14 protein-coding genes are annotated in these 24,396 nt (G+C 58.9%); 4 read left to right on the top strand and 10 right to left on the bottom strand.

The genetic code is table 11. The features are described from left to right. Positions 1–191: 191 nt before the first annotated feature. From yegQ to yegD, 8 genes are all read right to left on the bottom strand, one after another. Positions 192–1,553 carry a tRNA 5-hydroxyuridine modification protein YegQ gene (yegQ, locus tag N5C09_RS09060; protein ID WP_063868340.1) on the bottom strand — a complete coding sequence of 454 codons (1,362 nt, stop codon included), beginning with the start codon at positions 1,551–1,553 and terminating at the stop codon, positions 192–194. A 168-nt stretch (positions 1,554–1,721) separates the two neighbouring features. Continuing rightward, positions 1,722–2,444, bottom strand: a complete 723-nt coding sequence (gene baeR / locus N5C09_RS09055) for a two-component system response regulator BaeR (protein WP_063450271.1) — start codon at positions 2,442–2,444, stop codon at positions 1,722–1,724. Continuing rightward, positions 2,441–3,844, bottom strand: a complete 1,404-nt coding sequence (baeS, locus tag N5C09_RS09050) for a two-component system sensor histidine kinase BaeS (protein WP_063450270.1) — start codon at positions 3,842–3,844, stop codon at positions 2,441–2,443. The genes baeR and baeS overlap by 4 nt, the downstream gene beginning before the upstream one ends. Then, entirely contained in the window at positions 3,841–5,256 is a 1,416-nt protein-coding gene (locus N5C09_RS09045) for an MFS transporter (protein WP_193528372.1), read from the bottom strand. Before N5C09_RS09045 ends, baeS begins: the two co-directional genes overlap by 4 nt. Further along, entirely contained in the window at positions 5,257–8,334 is a 3,078-nt protein-coding gene (gene mdtC / locus N5C09_RS09040; RefSeq protein ID WP_063868343.1) for a multidrug efflux RND transporter permease subunit MdtC, read from the bottom strand. Further along, on the bottom strand, positions 8,335–11,457 hold the full coding sequence (locus tag N5C09_RS09035; RefSeq protein WP_279748901.1) for an MdtB/MuxB family multidrug efflux RND transporter permease subunit: 3,123 nt from the start codon (positions 11,455–11,457) through the stop codon (positions 8,335–8,337). Then, positions 11,457–12,659: an MdtA/MuxA family multidrug efflux RND transporter periplasmic adaptor subunit gene (locus N5C09_RS09030; protein ID WP_279748900.1), complete on the bottom strand. Its 1,203-nt coding sequence runs from the start codon at positions 12,657–12,659 to the stop codon at positions 11,457–11,459. Before N5C09_RS09030 ends, N5C09_RS09035 begins: the two co-directional genes overlap by 1 nt. Before the next feature lie 209 nt (positions 12,660–12,868). After that, positions 12,869–14,221 (bottom strand): molecular chaperone, encoded by a 1,353-nt coding sequence (gene yegD / locus N5C09_RS09025; RefSeq protein ID WP_214596418.1) that lies wholly within the window; start codon positions 14,219–14,221, stop codon positions 12,869–12,871. Positions 14,222–14,351: 130 nt separating this feature from the next. Here yegD and alkA point away from each other — a divergent pair, with 130 nt between their 5' ends. Next, positions 14,352–15,224: a DNA-3-methyladenine glycosylase 2 gene (gene alkA, locus N5C09_RS09020; protein ID WP_279748899.1), complete on the top strand. Its 873-nt coding sequence runs from the start codon at positions 14,352–14,354 to the stop codon at positions 15,222–15,224. On the opposite strand, the gene N5C09_RS09015 is transcribed toward alkA, so the two are convergent. Continuing rightward, on the bottom strand, positions 15,189–18,518 hold the full coding sequence (locus N5C09_RS09015; RefSeq protein ID WP_279748897.1) for a diguanylate cyclase: 3,330 nt from the start codon (positions 18,516–18,518) through the stop codon (positions 15,189–15,191). The genes alkA and N5C09_RS09015 overlap by 36 nt on opposite strands. A gap of 342 nt (positions 18,519–18,860) precedes the next feature. On the opposite strand from N5C09_RS09015, the gene udk reads away from it, so the two are divergent. From udk to asmA, 3 genes are all read left to right on the top strand, one after another. Then, entirely contained in the window at positions 18,861–19,502 is a 642-nt protein-coding gene (gene udk, locus N5C09_RS09010; protein ID WP_000130320.1) for a uridine kinase, read from the top strand. A 91-nt stretch (positions 19,503–19,593) separates the two neighbouring features. Further along, complete coding sequence (gene dcd, locus N5C09_RS09005; RefSeq protein ID WP_006811250.1) at positions 19,594–20,175, top strand: dCTP deaminase; 582 nt, start codon at positions 19,594–19,596, stop codon at positions 20,173–20,175. A gap of 23 nt (positions 20,176–20,198) precedes the next feature. Then, on the top strand, positions 20,199–22,049 hold the full coding sequence (gene asmA, locus N5C09_RS09000; protein WP_279748895.1) for an outer membrane assembly protein AsmA: 1,851 nt from the start codon (positions 20,199–20,201) through the stop codon (positions 22,047–22,049). Between the two features lie 90 nt (positions 22,050–22,139). Here the strand turns inward: asmA and N5C09_RS08995 are convergent, their stop codons facing one another. Further along, positions 22,140–23,723, bottom strand: a complete 1,584-nt coding sequence (locus N5C09_RS08995; protein WP_063868350.1) for a TerC family protein — start codon at positions 23,721–23,723, stop codon at positions 22,140–22,142. Between the last annotated feature and the right edge of the window lie 673 nt (positions 23,724–24,396).

The following is a 24,396-nucleotide window of genomic DNA, read 5'->3' as shown; positions in this document are numbered from 1 at the left end:
GGGTAAGAACAGGATGAAAGGCAAAAATAAGCCCGCGTAAGGGAGATTACGCAGGCTAAGGAGGTGGTTCCTGGTACAGCTAGCATTTATGGGTTATGTTTTTCAGCGGGGGGATAATACCCGTATTGAACGAAGCGGTATGTGATCCGATTCTAAGAATTATCCCAGCGTGAAAAAATCCCGTTGATTGACTATTTGCCGTGTGGATTTCGGGTATTTTCACCTTCAAAATTACGCATCAGCAGCGCAAACTCCAGCTCTACCTCTTCAGGAACCGGCAGCCAGACCACATGGCCATCGCCCGGTGCGACCTCAATCGCCTCACCTTTTTTGTTTTCCAGGTGCTCCAGGCGGAAGTTCATGTTGCCCTGCGGCGTCATCAGCTCCAGGCTGTCGCCTTTGGTGAATTTGTTTTTTACGGCGACGGCAGCCAGCGGGCCTTTACGCTCGCCGGTGAAGTCACCGACAAACTGCTGGCGTTCAGAAATCGAGTAGCCATGCTCGTAGTTCTGGTAGTCGTCGTGGGTGTGACGACGCAGGAAACCTTCGGTATAGCCGCGATGCGCCAGACCTTCCAGCGTTTCCAGCAGGCTGGTGTCGAACGGTTTACCAGCGGCGGCATCGTCGATGGCTTTGCGATACACCTGCGCGGTGCGGGCGCAGTAGTAGTAGGACTTGGTGCGGCCTTCGATTTTCAGGGAGTGCACGCCCATCTGGGTTAAACGCTCCACGTGCGCGATGGCGCGGAGATCCTTCGAGTTCATGATGTAGGTGCCGTGCTCGTCTTCAAAGGCGGTCATGTACTCGCCCGGACGTTTGGCTTCTTCAATCATAAACACGCTGTCGGTCGGCGCGCCGATACCCAGCGTTGGCTCAACATTGGTGACCGGGATCGGCTCGTGTTTATGCACGATGTTCCCAATCTCATCCTCTTTGCCTTCCTGAACGTTATATTCCCAGCGGCAGGCGTTGGTGCAGGTGCCCTGGTTCGGGTCACGCTTGTTGATATAGCCAGAGAGCAGGCAGCGGCCGGAGTAGGCCATGCACAGCGCGCCGTGAACGAAGATTTCGATCTCCATATCCGGCACCTGGGTGCGGATCTCTTCGATCTCTTCGAGAGACAGCTCGCGAGACAGAATGACGCGGGTCAGCCCCATCTGCTTCCAGAATTTCACCGTTGCCCAGTTGACGGCGTTAGCCTGCACCGAAAGGTGAATGTCCATCTCCGGGAAGTTCTCCCGAACCAGCATGATTAAACCCGGGTCCGACATGATCAGCGCGTCCGGCCCCATCTCCACGACCGGCTTCAGGTCGCGAATGAACGTTTTCAGCTTGGCGTTGTGCGGCGCGATGTTCACCACCACGTAGAATTTTTTGCCCAGGGCATGCGCTTCGTTAATGCCGAGCTGAAGATTCTCGTGGTTGAATTCGTTGTTACGCACGCGCAGCGAGTAACGCGGCTGGCCCGCGTAGACGGCGTCGGCACCATAGGCGAAAGCGTAACGCATATTTTGCAGCGTTCCCGCCGGGGAAAGGAGTTCCGGTTTAAACATGTTTGTTCTCGTTCTGATGACAGGTCAGATCCGCATACACCTGGTGCAGCGGTAAGGGGAGATCCCCCACTTTAAGGGCGGGCATTGTAGCGCTGCGGGGCGGGGAGGTAAAGTTCTTGTGCCGGGTGACGGCTTCGCCTTACCCGGCCTGGATTGTCCCGCAGCTGACTAGGCAATCCTGCACGCGTCCGCTTCCCATCGATACCCCACGCCGTACACCGCACGAATAAACGACTGGTCGGCATCCAGCGACTCCAGCTTGCGGCGCAGGTTTTTGATGTGGCTGTCGATGGTGCGGTCCGTCACCACGCGGTAATCGTCATACAGATGGTTAAGCAACTGTTCGCGGGAAAACACTTTCCCCGGCTCGTGGGAGAGCGTTTTCAGCAGGCGGAACTCCGCAGGGGTGAGGTCCAGCAGCTTGTTGCGCCAGCTCGCCTGGAAGCGGCTTTCGTCGACAATCAGCGGGCTTTGCGCATCCAGCACCTGCAATTCACGCTGCGGCTTGCAGCGGCGGAGGATGGTTTTCACGCGAGCAACCACTTCGCGCGGGCTGTAAGGCTTGCAGATATAATCGTCGGCGCCGATTTCAAGCCCCAGCAGGCGGTCGATCTCTTCGATTTTGGCCGTCACCATCACGATGGGTACGTCGGAGAAACGACGAATTTCACGGCACAGGGTCAGGCCGTCAGTACCCGGGAGCATCAGATCCAGCAGGATCAGATCCGGCGGCGTCTGGCGCACGTAGGGCAGCACCTGGTCGCCGTGGCTGATAAGCGTGGGCGCGTAGCTCGCGGTACGCAAATAGTCGATCAGCAGTTGCCCCAGTTTAGGCTCGTCTTCCACGATCAAAATGCGCGGTGTGTTGTCGTCAATCGGTAACTCGGTCATGCTTCCCTCGATAAATCCCGTTCCAGAGGTAACTCTACTGTAATGCTAACCCCGCCAAAAGGCGAATGGGCGGCGCGGATGGTGCCGCCGTGGGCTTCCACAATATTAACGCAAATCGCCAGCCCAAGGCCGGAACCGCCGCTGGCGCGGTTGCGGGAACCTTCGGTGCGATAGAAGCGCTCGAACAGTTTTTCCAGCTGCGCATCCTTCACGCCAGGGGCGGAGTCCGCGAAGGTCAGGGCAAAGCGCCCGTTTTCCTGCTTGCCGGAGATATGCAGCGCGCCGCCGCCGTCGGTATAGCGAAGGCTGTTCTCCAGCAGATTATTGAATAATTGCATCAGGCGATCTTTGTCGCCAAACACCACCGCGCTGTCCGGCAGCGAGAGGTTGATTTTCAGGTCACGGCTGGCGAAGCGTTCGCGGAATGCGCCGGTCACGACTTCAAGAATATTGATCACGTCGATTGGAGCTTTCTGGTAGGCCAGGGCGCCTTCGTCGGACATGGAAAGCTGATGCAGATCGTCCACCAGCTTGGTCAGCGTACCGACTTCCGCCTGTAACGAGGCCACGGACTCGGGAGTGAACTGCCGCACGCCGTCCTGAATCGCCTCAAGCTCGCCGCGCAGCACCGCCAGCGGGGTGCGCAGCTCGTGCGAAATGTCGGCCATAAAGTCGCGGCGCATCTGCTGGTTTTTCTCCAGCGTGCTGGCGAGCTGGTTAAAGTCCTGCGCCAGCTTGCCCAGCTCGTCCTGGCTGCGGGTGTCCACGCGGGTCGAGAAATCACCCGCCGCCAGCTTGTGTGTGCCCTCAACAAGGCGCTTAACCGGCGCCAGCAGACCGCGCGCCAGCGGGAAGGTGGCGAGCGCGGCAAGCAGGGTAGAGAGCGCGACAATCAGCCAGCTGGTCTGACGCTGCTGGCGGTCAAAGTTGATGTCGGTGTTGCGCGTCAGCCGCTCGACCGGCGAGGCGATGACCCAGCCCACCGTGGCACCGTTCGAGGTGATGGCGCGCTTTGTGCCGTCCGGCGGTACCGGCGAGCGCGGGCCAACGAGCACGCGCATCTCCTGATCAATCACCCAGAACTGGGTGCGCCAGCCGTGAGGTGGCATGCCCGGCCCCGGACGGTCGTCGTCATTATCGTGCTCCAGCGAGCGCAGAATTTGAAATATAAAGCGGTCATTATTGCGCAGAAAACGCCAGTTACCGTGCAGGCTGTACTGCTCGCCCAGCGCGTCGCTTAAGCCCTGTAAGCGCTGTTCGTTACCGTGCTTGATGTAGTCAATAAACCCGCGCTCAAAACTGACCCGCACCGCCCAGTGCATGGTAATCAGCAGGACAATACAGGTGGCGAAAATCGCCACAAAAAGCTTACCGGTGATCCCCGGACGCCAGAATTTCATGGTGTACTCCTTTTGCCGCGTCGGAGCACGACATTTTTGGTCGTGTCATTCGGTACTCTGGCAAAGATAAAAGCGGGCAGGGCGACGATCGCCGCCATGCTGAGGTAGGTGTATAAAAAGACCTGATGCGCGACGGGGGTGTCGACGCTGAGGTGGTGCTGGCCGTACATGCCGAGCAGCAAGCCGGCCACCGTGACCCCCACACTCATGGAGAGCTGCATGATCATCGACAGCAGGCTGTTACCGCTGCTCGCCAGCTCGTCCGGCAGATCTTTCAGCGTCAGGGTGTTCATGGACGAGAAGCGCATGGAGTTGACGATCCCCTGGCAGAACAGCACCAGCGGCAGGACGTAGTACCAGCCCATCAGCGCCACGGCCATAAACAGCAGGGTGACCAGCGCCAGCCCGAGCGTGGCGGCCACCAGCACGCGGCGGTAGCCAAAGCGGTTTACCACCTGCACCACAATACGCTTCATCCCCATGCTGCCGAGCACCATCGGGATCATCATCAACCCCGCGTGGAACGGCGAAAAGCCCATCCCAATCTGTAAAAATACCGGCGTCATAAACGGCAGCATGCCGCTGCCGATACGACCGGCGAAGCTGCCCAAAAGCCCCAGACGGTAGGTTGGTGTGTTAAACAAGTTCAGGCTGAACAGCGCCCTGTCGTTGCCTCTGGCATGCCACAGATACCAGAGAATAGCGGTGACACCCAGCGCCACCAGCAGGGCGAGCGACAGGGACGAAATCCCCAGCCCTTTTTGCCCGTCCAGCGCCAGGGTGAGCGTCGCCATGCCGGCGGCCAGCAGGATGAAGCCAAAGAAATCAAAGCGCCGGGTCTGCATTTTATAGTTCGGCATCAGCGTCAGGGTGGCAATCGCGCCGATGATACCGACCGGCAGGTTAATCAGGAAGATCCAGTGCCAGGAGGCGTACTCCACCAGAATACCGCCCAGCGCCGGGCCAAGCAGCGGGCCGACCTGACCGGGCAGGGTGACAAAGGTCATCGCCGCCATATACTGCGCGCGCGGAACAATTTTCATCACTGTTAGCCGCCCGACGGGCACCATCATTGCGCCGCCGACGCCCTGTAGCACGCGCGCCATCACCAGCTGGTCAAGGGTATTGGCCTGAGCGCAAAACAGCGACCCGGTGGTAAACAGCACGATGGCGGTGAAGAAGATGTTCCGCACGCCGACCTTATCCGCCAGCCAGCCGCTGGCGGGCAGCATCACGGCGACCGTCAGCACGTAGGCGACAATCACCATATGCATGTGCAGCGGGCTCTCCCCCAGGCTTTTTGCCATCGAGGGGAGGGCAGTGTTCACGATAGTCGTGTCCAGCGACTGCATAAAGAAGCCGAACGCGACTATCCACAACTGCCAGCGAACGTTACCGGGAAGGTCGGTCATTTACTCGGTCACCGTGGTTCTCTTTTTACGCGAAAAACGCAGCCGCAGCCGGTCGAAGAACAGATAGACCACCGGCGTGGTGTAGAGCGTCAGGAGCTGACTCATTACCAGGCCACCGACGATCGTGATCCCCAGCGGCTGGCGCAGTTCAGAGCCGTCACCGCCGGAAATGACCAGCGGCAGCGCGCCGAAGAGTGCCGCCAGCGTGGTCATCATGATCGGGCGAAAACGCAGCAGACAGGCCTGGAATATCGCCTCGTCCGGCGTCAGGTTGCCGTTGCGCTGGGCGTCCAGCGCAAAGTCGACCATCATTATCGCGTTTTTCTTCACGATGCCAATCAATAGCATGATCCCGATGAGCGCGATAAGACTGAATGGGGCACCGAACAGCTCCAGCGCCAGCAGTGCCCCCACGCCCGCAGAGGGCAGCGTGGAGAGAATGGTCAACGGATGCACGTAGCTTTCATACAGCACGCCCAGCACGATATACACCGTGGCAATGGCCGCCAGAATCAAAATGACCTGCGAATTCATGGTGTCCTGGAACACCTGCGCTGTACCGGCAAAACTGCCGCGCACGGAGGAGGGTACCCCGAGCTGGGTCATGGCGCGGTTAATGGCATCGCTGGCCTCAGACAGCGACGAGCCGGTTGGCAGGTTAAACGAGACGGTCGAGGCGGCGGAAAGCCCCTGGTGGTTCACCGACAGCGGCGCGTTCGAGGGCTGCCAGCTGGCGAAGTACGACAGCGGAATCGCCTTACCGTCATCATTGATCACAAACATCTTATCCAGCGCGCTGATGTCCTGGGTGTAGCGCGGATCCACCTCCATCACCACCTTGTACTGGTTCATCGGCTGGTAGATGGTGGAGACTTCACGCTGCCCGAAGGCGTTGTTCAGCAGGCTGTTGGCCGCCTCCACGTTAATGCCCAGGCGGGCCATGGTTTCACGATCGTAGGTGAGCGCCATCTCCGCGCCGTTGTTCTGGCTGTCGGAGTTCACGTCAGCCAGCTGCGGCAGAGCGGCCAGCGCTTTTCGGATCTTCGGCTCCCACTCGCGCAGGGCAGCTAAATCGTCCGAGAGCAGGGTGTACTGATAGCTGGCGTTGGCCTGTCGTCCGCCGACGCGGATATCCTGAACGGCCATCAAAAACAGGTTTGCCCCCGGCTCTTTGGCGAGCTTCACCCGCAGGCGGTCAATGATCTGCTGCGCCGTTTCGTGACGTTCACCGCGCGGCTTAAGGGTAATAAACATCATCCCGCTGTTAACGCGCGAGCCGCCGGTAAAGCCGGTGACGTTGTCTACGGCCGGATCCTCACGGATGATTTTCATAAAGTCCTGAAGCTTGCCGCGCATCGCCTGGAACGAAATGCTCTGGTCCGCCTGAATACCGCCCATCAGCACGCCGGTATCCTGCTCCGGGAAAAAGGTTTTCGGGATGGTAATGTACATCCAGACGTTGAGCACGATGGTGCCCATCAGCACCAGCCCGACAATACGCGTGTGGTTCAGCACCCATTTCAGCGATTTGCCATAGCCTGACTGCATTGCCATCAGGACGCGGCCAAAGCCTTTCCGGCGCGGCTGCGAGTGCGGTTGGCTGCGCTTGAGCATCCAGCCGCACATCATTGGCGTCAGCGTTAGCGAAATCACCAGTGAGATACCGATGGCGACGGAAAGCGTGACGGCAAATTCGCGCAGCAGTCGTCCCGGCAGGCCGCCCATCAGCAGCAGCGGCAGGAACACCGCCACCAGCGACAGGCTCATGGACAGTACCGTAAAGCCCACTTCACGCGTACCCTGAAGCGCCGCCTGGAGCGGCTTCATGCCCGCTTCCAGATGACGCGAGATATTTTCCAGCACCACGATGGCGTCATCCACCACAAACCCGGTGGCAATTGTCAGCGCCATCAGCGACAGGTTGTTAAGGCTGAAGCCGCACAGGTACATGGCGGCAAAGGTGCCAATCAGCGACACCGGAACCGCCACCGCCGGGATCAGCGTGGCGCGACCCGATCGCAGGAACAGGAACACCACCAGGATCACCAGCGCGACGGAAATAATCAGGGTCTGCTCCACCTCTTCGAGCGAGGCGCGGATGGTAGGGGAGCGGTCCTGCGCAATCTGGAGATCGATCGCCGCCGGAATGGTTTCCTGAAGCTCCGGCAGCCGCTCGCGGATGCTGTTCACCGTCTGGATGATGTTGGCTTCCGGCAGCTTGCGGATCATCAGCAAAATGGCCGGTTTGGCGTTGGTCATCCCGGCGTTGCGCACGTCCTGCACCGAATCGGTAACGCTGGCGACGTCGCTCAGGCGCACCGCCGCGCCGTTGTTGTAATGAATAATCAGCGGCTGATACTCGGCGGCGGTTTTCAGCTCGTCGTTGGTCTGGATCTGCCAGCGGTGGCTGCTGTCCTCAATCGCCCCCTGCGGTTTACGCACGTTGGCGTTGCTGATGGCGGAACGCACGTCGTCCAGCGACACGCCCTGGTTAAAGAGCGCCTGCGGATTCAGGCCCACGCGCACGGCGGGCAGGGAGCTGCCGCCGACGTCCACGTCGCCCACGCCGTCAATCTGGGCGATAGTCTGCGCCAGCTGCGTGGAGGCAAAATCGTACAGCTCGCCCTGAGAGTAGGTCTCCGACGTGAGCGTCAGGATCATGATCGGCGCATCGGACGGGTTGGCCTTGCGGTAGGTCGGACGGCTCGGCATGCCGCTCGGCAGCAGGCTTTGGGCGGCGTTAATCGCGGCCTGCACGTCACGCGCCGCGCCGTTGATGTCCCGGTCGAAGTTAAATTCCAGAATGATGCGCGTGCTGCCCAGCGAACTGCTGGAGGTCATCTCGTTAACACCGGCAATTCGCCCAAGCGATCGCTCAAGCGGCGTCGCCACCGATGAGGCCATGGTTTCCGGCGATGCGCCCGGCAGCGAGGCGCTGACCATGATCACCGGGAAATCCACCTGCGGCAGCGGCGCCACCGGCAGCAGGCGGAAGCCCAGCACGCCGCACAGGGTGATGGCGACGGAGAGTAAAATCGTCGCCACCGGACGGTAAATGAAGAGGGCGAAAAACTTCACTTACGCCTCCTCTTCACGTTTCGGGAAGCGGCTTTTCGTCCACAGCGCCAGACGGTCGAACAGCAGGTAGATGACCGGCGTGGTAAACAGCGTCAGCACCTGGCTGACCAGCAGGCCGCCCACCATGCCGATACCCAGCGGACGGCGCAGCTCTGCCCCCACGCCGGTGCTCAGCATCAGCGGCAGGGCGCCCAGCAGGGCCGCCAGGGTGGTCATCAGGATCGGACGAAAACGCAGCAGGCAGGCCTGGAAAATGGCCTCGCGCGGCGCCATACCCTGCTCGCGCTCGGCGGCCAGCGCAAAGTCGATCATCATGATGGCGTTTTTCTTCACAATCCCGATAAGCAGGATGATGCCAATGATCGCAATCACGTCCAGCTCGCTCCCCGCCAGCATCAGCGCCAGCAGCGCTCCCACGCCCGCCGTCGGCAGGGTGGAGAGGATGGTGATCGGGTGGATAAAGCTTTCATACAGCACGCCAAGCACGATATACATCGCCACCACCGCCGCGACGATCAGCCAGACGGTGCTGCCCAGCGCGGCCTGGAACGCCAGCGTACTGCCCTGGAACTGGGTCTGAATATCGGACGGGAAGCTCAGTTCCTTCTCCGCGCCCAGAATGGCCTCCACCGCTTCGCCCAGGGAATAGCCGTCCGGCACGTTGAACGAAATGGTGGTAGACGGAAACTGATCGAGATGGTTAATCGACAGCGGGGCGTGACGCTCTTCCACCGTGGCAATCGCGTTGAGCGGCACAATACCGCCGTCTTGGCTGGTCAGGCGCACCGAGTCCAGGGCGGCCAGCCCCGGCGTGTTCTCGGTGTTGTGTTCCAGCACCACGCGATACTGGTTCGCCTGGGTGTAAATGGTGGAGATCAGACGCTGGCCAAAAGCGTTATACAGCGCGTTATCCACGTCGGACATGGTAATGCCCAGACGGCTGGCGGTGTCGCGGTTGACGTTCACGTACGCCGCCAGCCCTTTGTCCTGCCAGTCGCTGCTGACGTCAGAAACCTGCGGCAGCGCTTTCAGCTTGTCCACCAGCTGCGGCACCCAGGTGCTGAGCGCATCAAGCGAGGTGGCCTGGAGCGTGAACTGGTACTGCGTGCGGCTCACCTGCGTATCAATGGTTAAATCCTGAATCGGTTGCAGGTACAGCTCAATGCCCGGCACGCGCGCCACGGCGCGTTGCAGGCGCTCGATCACCGCGTTGACGCGATCGTGGCGGTCATCAAGCGGTTTGAGGTTAATTTGCAGGCGGGCGCTGTTGAGCGATGGGTTGGTGCCGTCCACGCCCACGTAGGCGGTCAGGCTTTCCACCGCCGGATCTTTTATGATGATCTCCGACACCTGCTGCTGGCGCTGCGCCATATTCGCGAAGGAGACCGACTGCGGGGCCTGGAGCGTGCCCTGAATAATGCCGTTGTCCTGAATCGGGAAGAAGCCTTTCGGAATGAAAATCCACAGCATGACGCTGAGCGCCAGCGTGCCGAGGGCCACGCCGAGCGTCGCCCACGGATGGTTCAGCACTTTTGCCAGCACGCGACCGTAGGCGGCAATGATGCGCTCGAACATCCGCTCGGAGGCGCGAGAGAAGCGGTTTTGCTTGCGCAAAGAGTCGTGGCTCAGCATGCGGGCGCACATCATCGGCGTCAGCGTCAGCGACACCACGGCAGAGATCAGAATGGCGACGGCCAGCGTCACGGCAAACTCGCGGAACAGGCGCCCGACGATATCCCCCATAAACAGCAGCGGGATCAGCACTGCAATCAGCGAGAAGGTCAGCGAGATGATGGTAAAGCCAATTTCTCCCGCGCCCTTCAGCGCGGCGGCTAACGGCTTTTCACCTTTTTCGATATAGCGCGAGATGTTCTCGATAACGACGATGGCATCGTCCACCACGAACCCGGTGGCGATGGTGAGCGCCATCAGCGTCAGGTTGTTAATCGAAAAGTCGAGAAATACCATTACCGCGAACGTTCCCACCAGCGAGAGCGGCACGGCAACGGCGGGAATGATGGTTGCCGGAACGTTGCGCAGGAACAGGTAGATGATCATGACCACCAGCGCAATCGCCAGCATCAGCTCGAACTGCGTGTCCGATACCGAGGCGCGAATGTTGGTGGTGCGATCCGAAAGCACCTTCACGCTAACTGATTTCGGCAGGCTTTCCACCAGCTGCGGCAGCATGGTGCGAATGCTGTCGGCGGTATCAATAATGTTCGCGCCCGGCTGGCGCTGAACGTTCATGACGATCGCCTGCTGCTTATTGGCCCACGCCCCGAGCCAGCTGTTTTCAGCCCCTTGCTCAACGGTGGCAACGTCCCCGAGGCGGATTGGCGCGCCGTTTTGATAGGCCACAATCAGCTGGCGGTATTCATCTGCGGACTGCATCTGGTCGTTGGCGGAGAGCGTGACCGCGCGGGTTGGGCCGTCCAGCGAGCCCTTCGCTGAGTTAACGTTGGCGCTGCTGATGGCGGTGCGAATGGTTTCGCTGGTTAACCCCAGCGCGGCAATGGCCTGGGCATTAAGCTTAACGCGCACGGCGGGGCGTTGTCCCCCTGCGAGCGTCACCAGCCCGACGCCGGTCACCTGCGAAATCTTTTGCGCCACGCGGGTTTCGACCATGTCTTCCACCTGCGTCATCGGCATGGCGGAGGAGGTGACGGCAAGGGTCATGATCGGCGGGTCTGCCGGGTTCACCTTGCTGTAAACCGGCGGGTTCGGCAGGTCAGACGGCAGCAGGTTGGTGGCGGCGTTAATGGCGGCCTGCACCTCCTGTTCGGCGACGTCCAGCGACAGCGCGAGCTGGAACTGAAGCGTGACGACCGAGGCGCCGCCGGAGCTCTGGGAGGACATCTGCTTCAGGCCAGACATCTGGCCGAACTGACGCTCCAGCGGGGCGGTGATTGCGGACGTCACCACATCCGGACTGGCGCCCGGATAGAGGGTGACAACCTGAATCGTCGGGTAGTCTACTTCCGGCAGCGCCGACACGGGCAGAAAACGGTAGCCAATGATCCCGGCCAGCAGGATCGCCACCATCAACAGGGTCGTCGCAACCGGACGTAAAATGAACAGGCGTGATGGCCCACCTGTAGAGCTCGGCGGCATCACCTGCATCAGGCTTTTGCTCCTGTAGTCTGAGCTTCCACCACCTCGACCTGCGCCCCTTCGGTCAGACGGTCAATACCGTCGGTCACGACACGGTCGCCTGCGGACAGCCCGGCGTCGATTACCACCGTCTGGCTGTCCTGGATGCCGGTTTTCACCAGGTGTTTGCTGACCTTGTTTTCACTGTTCAGCACCCAGACAAAGTTGCCTTCACTGCCCATTTGCAGAGCCGCCGTCGGGATCACTACCGCATTTTCTTCGGTCGCGACCAGCATACGCGCGTTGACGAACTGATTCGGGAACAGGGCATCGTCCTGATTGTTGAAGCGCGCCTTCAGCTTGATGGTGCCGGTGGTGGTGTCGATCTGGTTATCCAGGCTCAGCAGCGAACCTTCGCTCAGCTTCTGCTTGTTGGTGCGATCCCAGGCCTCCACGACCAGCCCTTTACCGGCTTTCTGCGCCTGGACCACCGTTGCAATGTCGCTTTCCGGCAGGGTAAAGACGAGATCGATAGGGTGCGTCTGGGTGATCACCACAATGCCCGTGGTGTCGCCGCTCGAGATTTGGTTGCCGATGTCCACCTGCCTGAGGCCGACGCGCCCGTCGATGGGGGCAACGATCCGGCTCCAGTCCAGCTGGAGCTGGGCGCTGGCGACCGCGGCTTCGTCGGCCTTGATGGTGCCCTGCGATTCGCTGACCAGCGACTGCTGGGTATCCAGCTCCTGGCGCGACACGAGGTTGGTTTTTACCAACTGCTGATAGCGGGCTAAATCGCGGCGGGCGTTGGCGAGGGTGGCTTTGTCTTTTGCGAGCTGCCCCTGCGCCTGCGCCAGGGCCACCTTAAACTGGCTTGGGTCGATTTCCGCCAGCAGATCGCCGGCTTTGACCTGCTGCCCTTCCTGGAAATGAATGGCCATCAGCTGACCGTCCACGCGGCTGCGCACCGTCACGGTGTTAGCGGCGGTGATGGTTCCCAGCCCGGAGAGATAACGAGGCACCGCTTTAGTCACCGCCGTTGCCGCCTGCACCGGCGCCAGCGCGCCGCCGCGCATGCCGTGGCGACCACTGCCCGTAGGGCGCTGTGAGGGGCTACTGGCGCCAGCCGGTGCCGGGGAATTCGCGGACTGGCTATGCCAGTACCAGGCGGCGGCAAGGACCACCACAATCAGACCAGCGGCGATCGCCCAGCGGGATTTGTTACTGCCTTTCATCGTTATACGTTCTCATCCTGAAACTCTTTCGGGGAATGATACTAGTTTAGTCAGCTAACACAGCGGAAAAATGAAGGAAATATGGAAGACTGTCAGGAATGGTCTGAGTGTGGTGCGCTGTTTTGCCGGGTGGCGGCTTCGCCTTACCCGGCCTACAAGATCCTCGAACCGTAGGCCGGGTAAGCGCAGCGCCACCCGGCACAACCGCATTAGCTAAACACCACCTGCGCCCAGCGCGCCAGCCCTGCCGTAACGGAGCCAAAGTCATCGCCGCCGGCAATGGGGATCCCCGGCAGCTGTTCCGCCAGCGCCTTCTTGATCAGTGGTGAGCGGGCGCTACCGCCGGTCAGGTAAATCACGTCCGGTTTCTCTTTGCCGTTCTCCAGCGCCAGCTGTACCTGCTCCAGAATACGCTGTAGCGGCTGGGCCAGCGCCAGTTCCAGCCCTTCCCGGGTAATGGTCGTTGCCAGATTGTCGCTAATAAACGGCAATGAAACGGCCTGCTCCGGACGATCGGAAAGGGCAATTTTGCTCTCTTCGGCGGTGCGCACCACCCTGTAGCTCAGGCGCTGGCGCCACACTTTATAGAGCAGGGCGACTTTCCCGGCATCCTGTGCGTCGCGCACCAGATCGTTGAGGTAACGGCCATTCGCGGTGCTGTAAAAATCACTCTGCGCAGGGACGTCGTTGATGGCAATCGCGTTCCACCACGGCAGGATCGGCAGGGCGATGCCTTTCTCGGTTTGTCCGCCCATGCCGAGCAGCGGCATCAGGCTCTTGAACGCCAGGGCGATATCCAGATCGTTACCGCCGACGCGGCAGCCGCTGTGCCCCAGCAGGCTGTTTTCACGATCGCGACGGTGATGCCATTGCGGCCCCATCAGCAGCAACGAACAGTCCGTCGTACCGCCGCCGATGTCCACTACCAGCACCCGCTTCTCTTCCGTCAGCGTGGCCTCAAAATCCAGCCCCGCCGCAACCGGCTCATACTGGAACACCACGTCGCTAAAGCCCGCCCGATGCGCCGCACGCTCGAGGATCCCCTGCGCCTGCTGGTTGGCTTCATCACCGCCCAGCCCCTGGAAGTTGATCGGGCGACCAATCACCGCCTGGGTGATGGTCTCCGGCACCTGCGACTGCGCCTGATTGCGGATATGCAGCATCATCGCGCAGACCAGATCTTCAAACATCGCCACCTGCTGCGGCTTCAGGCCGCTGGCGCCGAGGAAGGATTTAGGCGATTTAACGAAATAAACCTCTTCCGGATCGTCAATGTACTGCCCGAGCGAAGAGAGGCCGAACTGCACGCTGGAAGGGGTAACGTCGATATCTTCCTCGCGGTTAAAACTGACCGCACGGCGCAGCAGCGCCTGCGATTCTGCCGCCGTGGCCGGAACCTGATGATGGCGGAACAGCCACTCGCTCACCGCTTCACGCGTGGGCGCACAGAGCATTGACGGCAACAGCGTACTGCCGTTTTCCATTTTCAGGAGCTGCGGTTGTCCATTTTGCATTATCGCAACCGAGCAGTTTGCGGTGCCGTAGTCGAATCCAATAAACACAATAAATCCCCATGCCGGTGAGAAGGGGCGAGACTTTAGCGAAATGTCTGCCAGGCGACAACAGGAATATGAAAGCAAGGCGCAACGCTATCTTTCGGTTTATGCTGAGATAAATAAAAAAGGAGAGACGATGTACACCCTGAACTGGCAACCGCCCTACGACTGGCAGTGGATGTTTGGCTTTCTTGCCGCGCGTGCGGTCACCGGGGTGGAGACCGTCACGGAGGCTTACTACGAGCGCAGTTTTGGCTATGCGGGGCAGCAGGGCGTTTTTCGGGTTACGCCGGACAGCGCAACCCATACGCTGGCGGTGTCGCTCAGCCCTGGCCTGATCCCGGTGGCGGACATCTGTCTCGACCGCATTGCCCGCCTGTTCGATCTTGATTGCGATCCGCAGCAAATTGCGCAGACGCTGGGCGATCTCGGCGCGGCGCGTCCGGGGTTACGTTTGCCGGGGGCGATGGATGCATACGAACAGGGCGTGCGCGCCATTCTCGGGCAGCTGGTGAGCGTGGCGATGGCGGCAAAACTGGCGTCGCGGGTGGTGGCGCTGTGCGGTGAACCCATCGAGGACGCGCCGGGTTACCTCTGCTTTCCTCCGCCAGAAGCGCTGGCCGCGGCGGATCCGCTGGCGTTAAAAGCCCTCGGAATGCCGCTCAGGCGTGCGGAGTCGTTGATTCATCTGGCGCAGTCGGTGGTGGACGGTGAATTCCCGCTGTTCCCGCCTGCGGACGTGGAGGCCGGGATGAAGGCGCTACAGCAGCGGCCCGGCATCGGACGCTGGACCGCTAACTATCTGGCCCTGCGCGGCTGGCAGGCAAAGGACGTTTTCCTGCCGGATGATTATCTGATTAAGCAGCGTTTTGCCGGCTTGACGCCCGCGCAGATTCGTCGCTATGCCGAGCGCTGGCAGCCGTGGCGCTCGTACGCGCTGTTACATATCTGGTACACCGACGGCTGGTCGCCGTCAGTTGATGGCGAAATAGCTGGTATTCAGCAGTAAATCGAGCGGCTGCGCTTCCCCGATGGTATCGCCGTAAATAAAGTCAATGCCGATGCCCGACAGCGTATCCATCATGATCGACTGGTGGCACGGCCCGGCAATGGTTTTTAGTCCCAGACGCCGGGCGTGGCCCTGAATGATGGTCACCATCATCTCGTCCATCAGGTTGCCGTGGACGTTGGTCACCACGTCTGCATCCAGCAGCAGATAATCAGCGGTGGTGGCGCTGAGCTGACTGAAGACGTTCATGTCGCGTCCGACGCGGGTCAGCACCACGCGGCAGCCGGCATGACGAAGCTTTTGCAGACCCTGCTGCACGTTTTCATCCGGGTTGTTCAGCACATCGACGGCGATTGCCAGATGCAGCAGCCGCGCCGGCATCGGGCCTTTGGTAATCAGGTCGAGCAGTTCATTTACCAGCGTGACGCTGGCTAACCCCGCCTCTGAGAGCGGCAGCGCGACGCCCATACCTTTGGCCGCCACCTGCGCGGCATAGGTACGGAAAAACTCGCTGAATATCCGTCGGTCAAGGGCGTGCAGCAGCTCCGCCTCTCCGAGCCCGGCGCGGAAGGCATGCTCTTCCAGCACTTCTCCCTGGCTGGTCCACAGCCGCAGGGAAATCAGCCAGAAGCTGCTGCTCTCGGGAATGCGCGGCGAGGCGACGCTGCGGGCGATCATCAGCAGATGATTATCTTTAATCATGTGCCACTGCTCATCCAGCGACATCATGCTGCGCGTGCTGTGGATCCGCTCCTGCTGGGGTTCATAGACGGTGACCACGCCGCGCCCGCTGTTTTTCGAGGCGTAACAGGCAATGTCGGCCTGAGACATCACTTCCGCAGCCTGATAATTGCTGTCGTCAATCAGCGTGATCCCCGCGCTGGCGCCAATGCGGTGCAGGCGTCCTTCCCAGGAAAAATGGTAACTGTTGATGGCGTCAATCAGCCGGCCCGCAATGTAGCGTGCGCTTTCGACGTTGCAGTCCGGCAGCAGCAGGCCAAACTCGTCGCCGCCCAGACGCGCCAGCACGTCGCTGGAGCGCAGCATGGTCAGCATTAGCGAAGAAAGCTCGCGCAGGAGGGCGTCGCCCGCCGCGTGGCCTGCCGTATCGTTCACCGCCTTAAAGCGGTCAAGGTCGATAAAGACCAGCGCGTGACGCTGGTGGGTCTCCTGGACCGTCTGCAACAGGCGCTTCAGGTGATTTTCGAAGCTGACGCGGTTCGCCAGGTGGGTAAGGGCATCATGGGAGGCGCTGTAGCTCAGCTGGCGCAGCATTTTGCGCGATTCGGTTACGTCCTGAATCACCAGCACCGAGCCGATAGTATGACCGTCCAGGGTGCTGAGCGGGGTAATGCTGTAATGAATGTCGAAACTGCCGCCGTTCCGGCAGTTAAGCACCACATCCTGTTCGATATCGGTACGGGACATGTCGCCGCTGTGGATGTTTTCCATTAACGGTCCCTTCTCGCCGAAGGTAATGTGCAGCACCTCCAGAACGGGCTGACCCAGCGCTTCGCTTTGCGACCAGCCGCTCATCTTTTCGGCGACCGGGTTCATAAAGGTGATGTTCATGTCGACGTCGGTACACAGCACCGCTTCGCCGATGGAGTCGAGGGTGATATGCAGGCGCTCTTTTTCCTGGAACAGCGCCTCGTTCAGCTGCTTCACCTCGGTCATATCCATGTTGATGCCTAACAGCCGCTCCACTTCGCCCTGTTTGTTCAGCACCCGGTTTGCCAGGGAACGAATGTGGCGAATGCCATCCTTGACGCGAATGCGAAATTCCAGCTTGAAGGGGACCCTGGCCTGGAGTGATTCACGCAGCACCCGTTCGGCGTTCGCGCGATCTTCAGGCACGATGGCGTCATGCCAGAGCTGCCAGGAGGGCTTTATGTGCGCAGGGATCTCGTACAGCTCAAACATTCGTTTATCCCAGCTAATCACGTCTGGCTCAAGATCCCACTCCCAGATGCCAATCCCCCCGGCTTCGTTAGCGAGGGTGATGCGTTCCATCAGGCGCTTATTCACCCACTCGGTCTGCTTCAGGTCGTTGATGTCTTCAATCTGAGCAATAAAGTAGAGCGGCGTACCGTCGGCATGTCGCACGACGGAGACGGCCAGCAGCGCCCAGACCACCTCGCCGTTGCGGGTGTAGTAACGTTTTTCGAGGCTGTAGGTGTTGATCTCGCCGTGGATCAGCTGTTCGAGCTGTTCCAGGTCGGTATTTAAATCTTCCGGCCAGGTTAACTGCTGGAACGTGAGCGACTGGAGCTCCGACTGGCTGTAACCGAGGAAATTGCACAGCGCCTTGTTGGCCTGAAGCCACTGGCCCTCAATGCTCACCAGCGCCATGCCTATCGCGGAATATTCCATCGCATTACGAAAACGCTCTTCGCTTTCCGTGATGTGTTTACGCTCGGCCCGGAAGGCATACATCACCATCGTCATAATGTTGGCGGGGAGCAGCATCATCAGGAAGGGGAGCCACGGCGCGTTGAAGGTGACGATCATGCTGGAGGGCGTCATGGAGAGCGGGTTTCGCGCCATCATCAGGGATACCATCATGATGGTGGATAAAAAGATCAGGAACGCTTCCATACGCGGCAGGCGCACCGCGCTCCACATCAAAAGAACGATGATGCAGGTGAACGGCCACGGCAGCCAGGTAATTGCCGTCCAGCTCAGAACCAGCGTAACGACCAGGGTCACCAGCGTTTCCAGCAGCAGTTTGGGGTTGCGATGGCGCAGCAGATAATGCGGCTTAAACAGCAGACCTAACGGCACCAGCGCCAGTGCGCCAATGGATTCTGAGAGAACCCAGAAAAGAAAATTACGCAGCGGCTCTGCGCTCGGCACCAGAAAATGCACCAGAATGCCGCCCACCAGCGGCGGCACAACGGCACTGCCGAGGGCGAGTCGGACCCAGTCGTTGAGGTTTTGCAGTGGGTTATACCACGGGAGAAGCTTACGCAGTAACAGCGCGCCGATGGTGGCTTCAATGATATTGATCGCCGTGTAGGTGATGCTGATCGATTCCCATGAGAACAGCATCCACGAGGCAAAAATATTGCCAAAGGAGCAGGCGAGCGCAATGCCGGGCCACATTTTTCCCGCGTGGCGGTAAAACGCCACCATCATGATTGAGGTCGGAAACCACAATGGCGCCAGCAGCGTACCGAAGCGAGTCAGCTCAAGGGAAAATAAGGTGAAGATGAACGTGACCAGACCCAGACAGACAAGCCGCAGTAAAGGATGTGGGGTAGTGACCAAAACCCGCTGGTATTGTTTATTCATTACCGCTCTATCCAGGGACGCCGTGTTGTCAGGAGCCAGGTCCGGACGCGTAAAAGTAATAATTTGGTTTATGCTAGTACAAACATTTTACAATTCATATGCTGAGTGCTCAGATTTTGACTTCATAGACTTATAAAATAGTGACTCTGCGAAGAAGGGTGTGGAAATGGCGATTAAACGCGCGTAAAAATTTCGCTAAAGGCGAGAAGGGGCGCTTTTCAGCCCGCCTCGCATAACCTGCGCATTCGACTGGTATCACGCCCCCGAAATCCCTATAATTGCCGCGTTTGACGCTCCGGCGTCGTCCTTCCTTACATCCAGGTTAATCAGGTCGCTAAATTTATGACTGATAAGTCTCATCAGTGCGTCATCATAGGCATCGCCGGCGCATCGGCTTCAGGTAAAAGTCTTATTGCCAGTACGCTTTATCGCGAACTGCGTGAACAAGTGGGTGATGAGCATATCGGTGTTATTCCCGAAGACAGCTATTACAAAGATCAATCCCATCTTTCGATGGAAGAGCGCGTAAAAACCAACTACGACCATCCCAGTGCGATGGATCACAGCCTGCTGTTCCAGCATCTGGAAGCGCTGAAGCGCGGCGAGGCGATTGAACTGCCCGTCTACAGCTACGTGGAACATACCCGCACTCAGGAAACAATCCGCATCGAGCCCAAGAAAGTCATTATCCTTGAAGGGATTTTGCTGCTCACCGACGCCCGTCTGCGCGAATCAATGAACTTCTCGATTTTCGTCGACACCCCGCTGGATATCTGCCTGATGCGGCGTATCAAACGCGACGTTAACGAACGCGGCCGCTCCATGGACTCGGTGATGGCGCAGTATCAGAAAACCGTTCGCCCGATGTTCCTGCAATTTATTGAGCCTTCAAAACAATACGCCGATATTATTGTTCCTCGCGGCGGTAAAAACCGTATTGCTATTGACATCTTAAAAGCGAAAATCAGTCAGTTTTTTGAATAAGCCGCGTGAATTGTGTACCGTTCAGAGATAACCTGGTTTTGCCCTGATGCCGTAAAGCTTCAGGGCGCGATGCACGAAAGGAGAAAGTGCCATGCGTCTTTGTGACCGCGATATAGAAGCCTGGCTGGATGAAGGCCGCCTGTCTATCACCCCGCGTCCGCCGGTTGAGCGTATTAACGGCGTGACCGTCGATGTGCGTCTGGGGAATAAATTCCGCACCTTCAGCGGCCACACGGCACCGTTTATCGACCTCAGCGGGCCGAAAGACGAAGTCAGTGCGGCGCTGGATCGCGTCATGAGTGACGAAATCGTCATTGAAGAAGGCGAAGCGTTTTATCTCCATCCTGGCGAACTGGCGCTGGCGGTGACCTTTGAGTCCGTCACGCTGCCGGCGGATCTGGTGGGCTGGCTTGACGGACGCTCTTCCCTGGCGCGTCTGGGCCTGATGGTGCACGTTACCGCGCACCGTATCGATCCGGGCTGGTCTGGCCGTATCGTGCTGGAGTTCTTTAACGCCGGCAAACTGCCGCTGGCGCTTCGCCCGGGAATGATGATTGGTGCGTTGAGCTTCGAGCCGCTGACCGGCCCGGCAGACCGTCCTTATAACCGCCGTCAGGACGCAAAATATCGCGACCAGCAGGGTGCGGTTGCCAGTCGTATCGATAAAGACTGATCTGTGAGTTCACTGAGGAAGCCATGAGAAGAGTTCTGACAACGCTGATGATTTTGCTGGTGGTGCTGGTGGCTGGCCTTTCAGCGTTGGTGCTGCTGGTTAACCCGAACGACTTCCGGGCCTATATGGTGCGACAGGTTGAAGCGCGCAGCGGGTATGAACTCAAGCTGGACGGGCCGCTGCGCTGGCACGTCTGGCCTCAGCTCAGCATTCTCTCCGGGCGCATGTCACTTACCGCGCCGGGCGCCGCGCAGCCGCTGGTGACCGCGGATAACATGCGTCTTGATGTCGCGCTCATCCCGCTCTTGTCCCATCAGCTCCAGGTCGAACAGGTGATGCTGAAGGGCGCGGTGATCCAGCTTACGCCACAAACTGAAGCCGTTCGTCAGGCGGATGCCCCGGTCGAACCGCATGAAAACACCTTGCCTGACGTCCCGTCTGATGCTGGCTGGTCGTTCGATATTGGTAGTCTGAAGGTCGCTGACAGCGTGCTGGTTTTCCAGCATGAGGACGACGAGCAGATCACCGTACGCAATATCAACCTCAGGATGGAGCAGGACGCCAGCCATCACGCCACCGTGGAGTTCTCCGGGCGGATCAACCGCAATCAGCGCGATCTCAACCTGTCGATGAACGCGAACGTAAACGCTTCGGACTACCCGCATCAGCTGACGGCGGATATTCAGCAGCTCAACTGGCAGCTGACCGGCGCGGATTTACCCACAAAAGGTATCGCTGGCCAGGGTACGATGCAGGCGGTCTGGCATGAAGAGCGCAAACAGCTGGAACTGAACGCGCTAAACCTCCAGGCGAACGACAGTACTCTTAAAGGACAGGCGAGCGTCACGCTTGATGAAAAACCTAAGTGGGTGCTGGATCTGCAATTCGACAGGCTGAACCTTGAGAATCTGCTTCCGTCGCAACCGGTGAACGCAGCAGATGAGGGGGTCACGCAGGTAGGGCAAAGCCAGGTCACGCAAACGCGTCCGGTGATCTCCTCCAATCTCGATCGGCCTGACTACAACGGCCTGCGAGGCTTTACCGCCGACATCCTGCTGAAAGCGAACAGCGTGCGCTGGCGTGGGATTGATTTTACCGACGTCAGCAGCCAGATGTTCAACCACAATGGCCTGCTGGTTATCTCTGAGCTCAGCGGAAAAATGGGGGCCGGGAATATCTCCCTGCCGGGCACGCTGGACGTACGCAAAGACGTTGCCAGCGCCGCGTTCCAGCCGCGTCTGGAAAACGTTGAGATTGGCACCATCCTGAAAGCCTTTAACTATCCGATTGCCCTGACGGGGCAGCTGTCGCTGGCGGGGGATTTCTCCGGCACGAAGATTGATGCGGACGCCTTCCGCCGGAGCTGGCAGGGGCGGGCGCACGTTGAGCTGAAAGATTCGCGCATGGAAGGGCTGAACTTCCAGCAGCTGGTGCAGCAGGCGGTAAAGCGCAGCAGCAGCGTGAAGGCGAATGAAAACTACGACAGCGCCACCCGTCTCGACAGCTTTACCAGCGAGCTTGCCCTCGACAACGGTCAGCTCTCGCTCGACGAGATGCAGGGAGCCTCGTCTCTGCTGGCGCTGACCGGCAACGGTGCGCTGGATCTGGTGAAAGAGACGGCTGACACCCGCTTTAACGTCCGCGTGAAGGCCGGCTGGGAAGGTGAAGGCCAGCTTGTTGAGTTCCTGAAAGAGACGCCAATACCGCTGCGCGTCTACGGAAAGTGGCAGGCGCTGAACTACAGTTTACAGGTCGATCAGATCCTGCGTAAGCATCTTCAGGATGAAGCGAAACGTCGGCTGAATGACTGGGCGGACCGCAATAAAGAGTCCCAGTCAGGTAAGGATGTGAAAAAGCTGCTCGATAAGCTCTGATGCCTGTTGTGCCGGATGGTGGCTTCGCCTTACCCGGCCTACAACAGCCAGACACCGTAGGCCGGGTAAGCGAAGCGCCACCCGGCTTTTTTACACCTCAAAATCCCTCTCATCGTCACCGCGCAGCGGGATCAGCTGCACCTTCTGCACGCGATGGCTTTCCACCTGCAAGGTTTTAATCATGTAATCCCCCACCTGAACCTCTTCGCCCGGCTGCGGAATACGTTGCAGATATTCCATCAGCAAACCGGCGATGGTGTGGTATTCGCGCTTCTCGTCCAGCGGAAGCGGAACGAACTGCACCAGATCTTCAAGCGGCATGTGGCCGTTAGCGGTCCAGCTGCCGTCGGCGTTTTTCTGAATATCGTGGCGCGCGTCGATCTCATCCACCTCATTTGGCAGATTACCGGCGATGGTTTCCATAACGTCGCTGAGCGTCACCAGCCCTTCCACAGAGCCAAATTCATCCACGACAAACGCGAAGTGGGTCCGCGCATTACGGAACTGCTCCAGCGCGGAGAGCAGCGGCAGCGCTTCCGGGAAGACCAGCGGCTGGCGCACCAGCGCGCGCAGGTTGAGCGGCTCACCGTGCAGCTGCTGTTGCAGCAGGTCGATCACGTGCACCACGCCCAGCAGCTCTTCTTCCTCGTCCCCGCCGGTGACGACCACGCGGGTGTGCTGGTTTTTATCCAGCAGGGCGCGGATCTGCTCTTCCGGCGCCGTCAGATCTATATGCTCAATGTCGTGACGGGAGGTCATGATGCTGCTGACGGAGCGCTGGTTGAGATTGAGCACGCGCTCTATCATCCGGCGCTCCTGCGGGTTGAAGATCTGCCCGTCGCTGTGGTCGGCAAGCATCGCCGCGGACTCGGCGTCCAGCTCGGCATCCTCTTTCCTGCCGCTCAGCAGGCGCATCACCGTATCGGCGGTGCGCTGTCGTAGCGTTTGGTTTGCGGAGAGAAAGCGGCGGCGGTTGAAGATGGCCAGCTGGTTCAGGAACTCTATCAGCACCGAGAAGCCAATTGCGGCGTACAGATAGCCTTTCGGGATATGGAAGCCGAAGCCATCCGCAACGAGGCTAAAGCCAATCATCAGCAGGAAGCTGAGGCACAGGATCACGATGGTCGGGTGGCTGTTTACAAATCGCGTCAGGGCCTTGCTGGCGAGCACCATCAGGGTAATGGCGATGATCACGGCGGCCATCATCACGGCCAGGTGGTCAACCATCCCGACGGCGGTGATCACCGAGTCGAGAGAGAAGACGGCGTCCAGCACCACGATTTGCGCGACCACCGGCCAGAATTTAGCGCCGCGTCGCTGGGTGGGGTTTTCGCTGTCTTTCCCCTCCAGCCGCTCGTTAAGCTCAACGGTGGCCTTGAACAGCAGGAACAGTCCGCCGAAAAGCATGATCAGATCGCGGGCGCTAAAGCTCAGGCTTTGAACGGTGAAAAGGGGTTTGGTCAGCGTAACCAGCCAGGAGATAGAGGCCAGCAGCAGCAGACGCATCACCATGGCGAGCAGAAGGCCCGTCACGCGGGCGCGGTCGCGCTGCGAGGGAGGCAATTTATCCGCAAGGATGGCGATAAACACCAGGTTATCAATCCCGAGCACTAATTCAATGACGACGAGCGTCACCAGCCCGGCCCAGATTGATGGATCGGCAATCCATTCCATAGTAAACGCAATACCTTCTGTTATATGACGAATGTCACACTTCGATCATGGATAAAGCCGACCAAAATTGCAATGCCGGGGTGAGATTTCTCTTAATGCTACACTGAGGTAAAACCGATTTAGGGCGCGCTGTAAATAAGTTAATTGCGAAGATTTAATTACAATGAACGATAATTAGGATATATCGCAGGAAATGGTTTGGCGCGCAATTTTGTCAATATAAAGAAAATCCGAAAACCTCAAAACTTTGCTCTTAATATTAATCTTAAAAACGAATATTAGGACGGTTGTCTCCTTGCCTGCTAATAGGTTAGCTGCAACAATTCTCCCAGCATCAAATGTTAAATTTCCTTGTTGCTATTTTTGTTTCGGTCTTTAGTGAAGGTAATTCATTATCAACCGTGCCTTTGACGTGGTTGATATATTCTACAAAAGGCCATGTTCAGAAGGGTGTCTATCCATAACGCATTGTTTAGTCAGTGTATTGGTAACTGAAAGCCAAGGGCGGTAGCGTGCCTGAAAGCGTGTGAATCAGCCTCAATTATTCTGTCAATAGCCAACAGATGAATAAGCTTACTTTAGGACTGATGCCAGTTATATTGCTAAATGATTAACTGCATTCTGATTGTCACCACGACCCGCGCTTATTTAAATTGCACAGGATAATTACTCT

Source organism: Enterobacter sp. GD03975, assembly GCF_029838645.1.
Taxonomy (GTDB): domain Bacteria; phylum Pseudomonadota; class Gammaproteobacteria; order Enterobacterales; family Enterobacteriaceae; genus Enterobacter; species Enterobacter quasihormaechei.
Note: the sequence above shows the minus strand (reverse complement) of the source record. Positions and strands in the feature narration are given on the sequence as shown.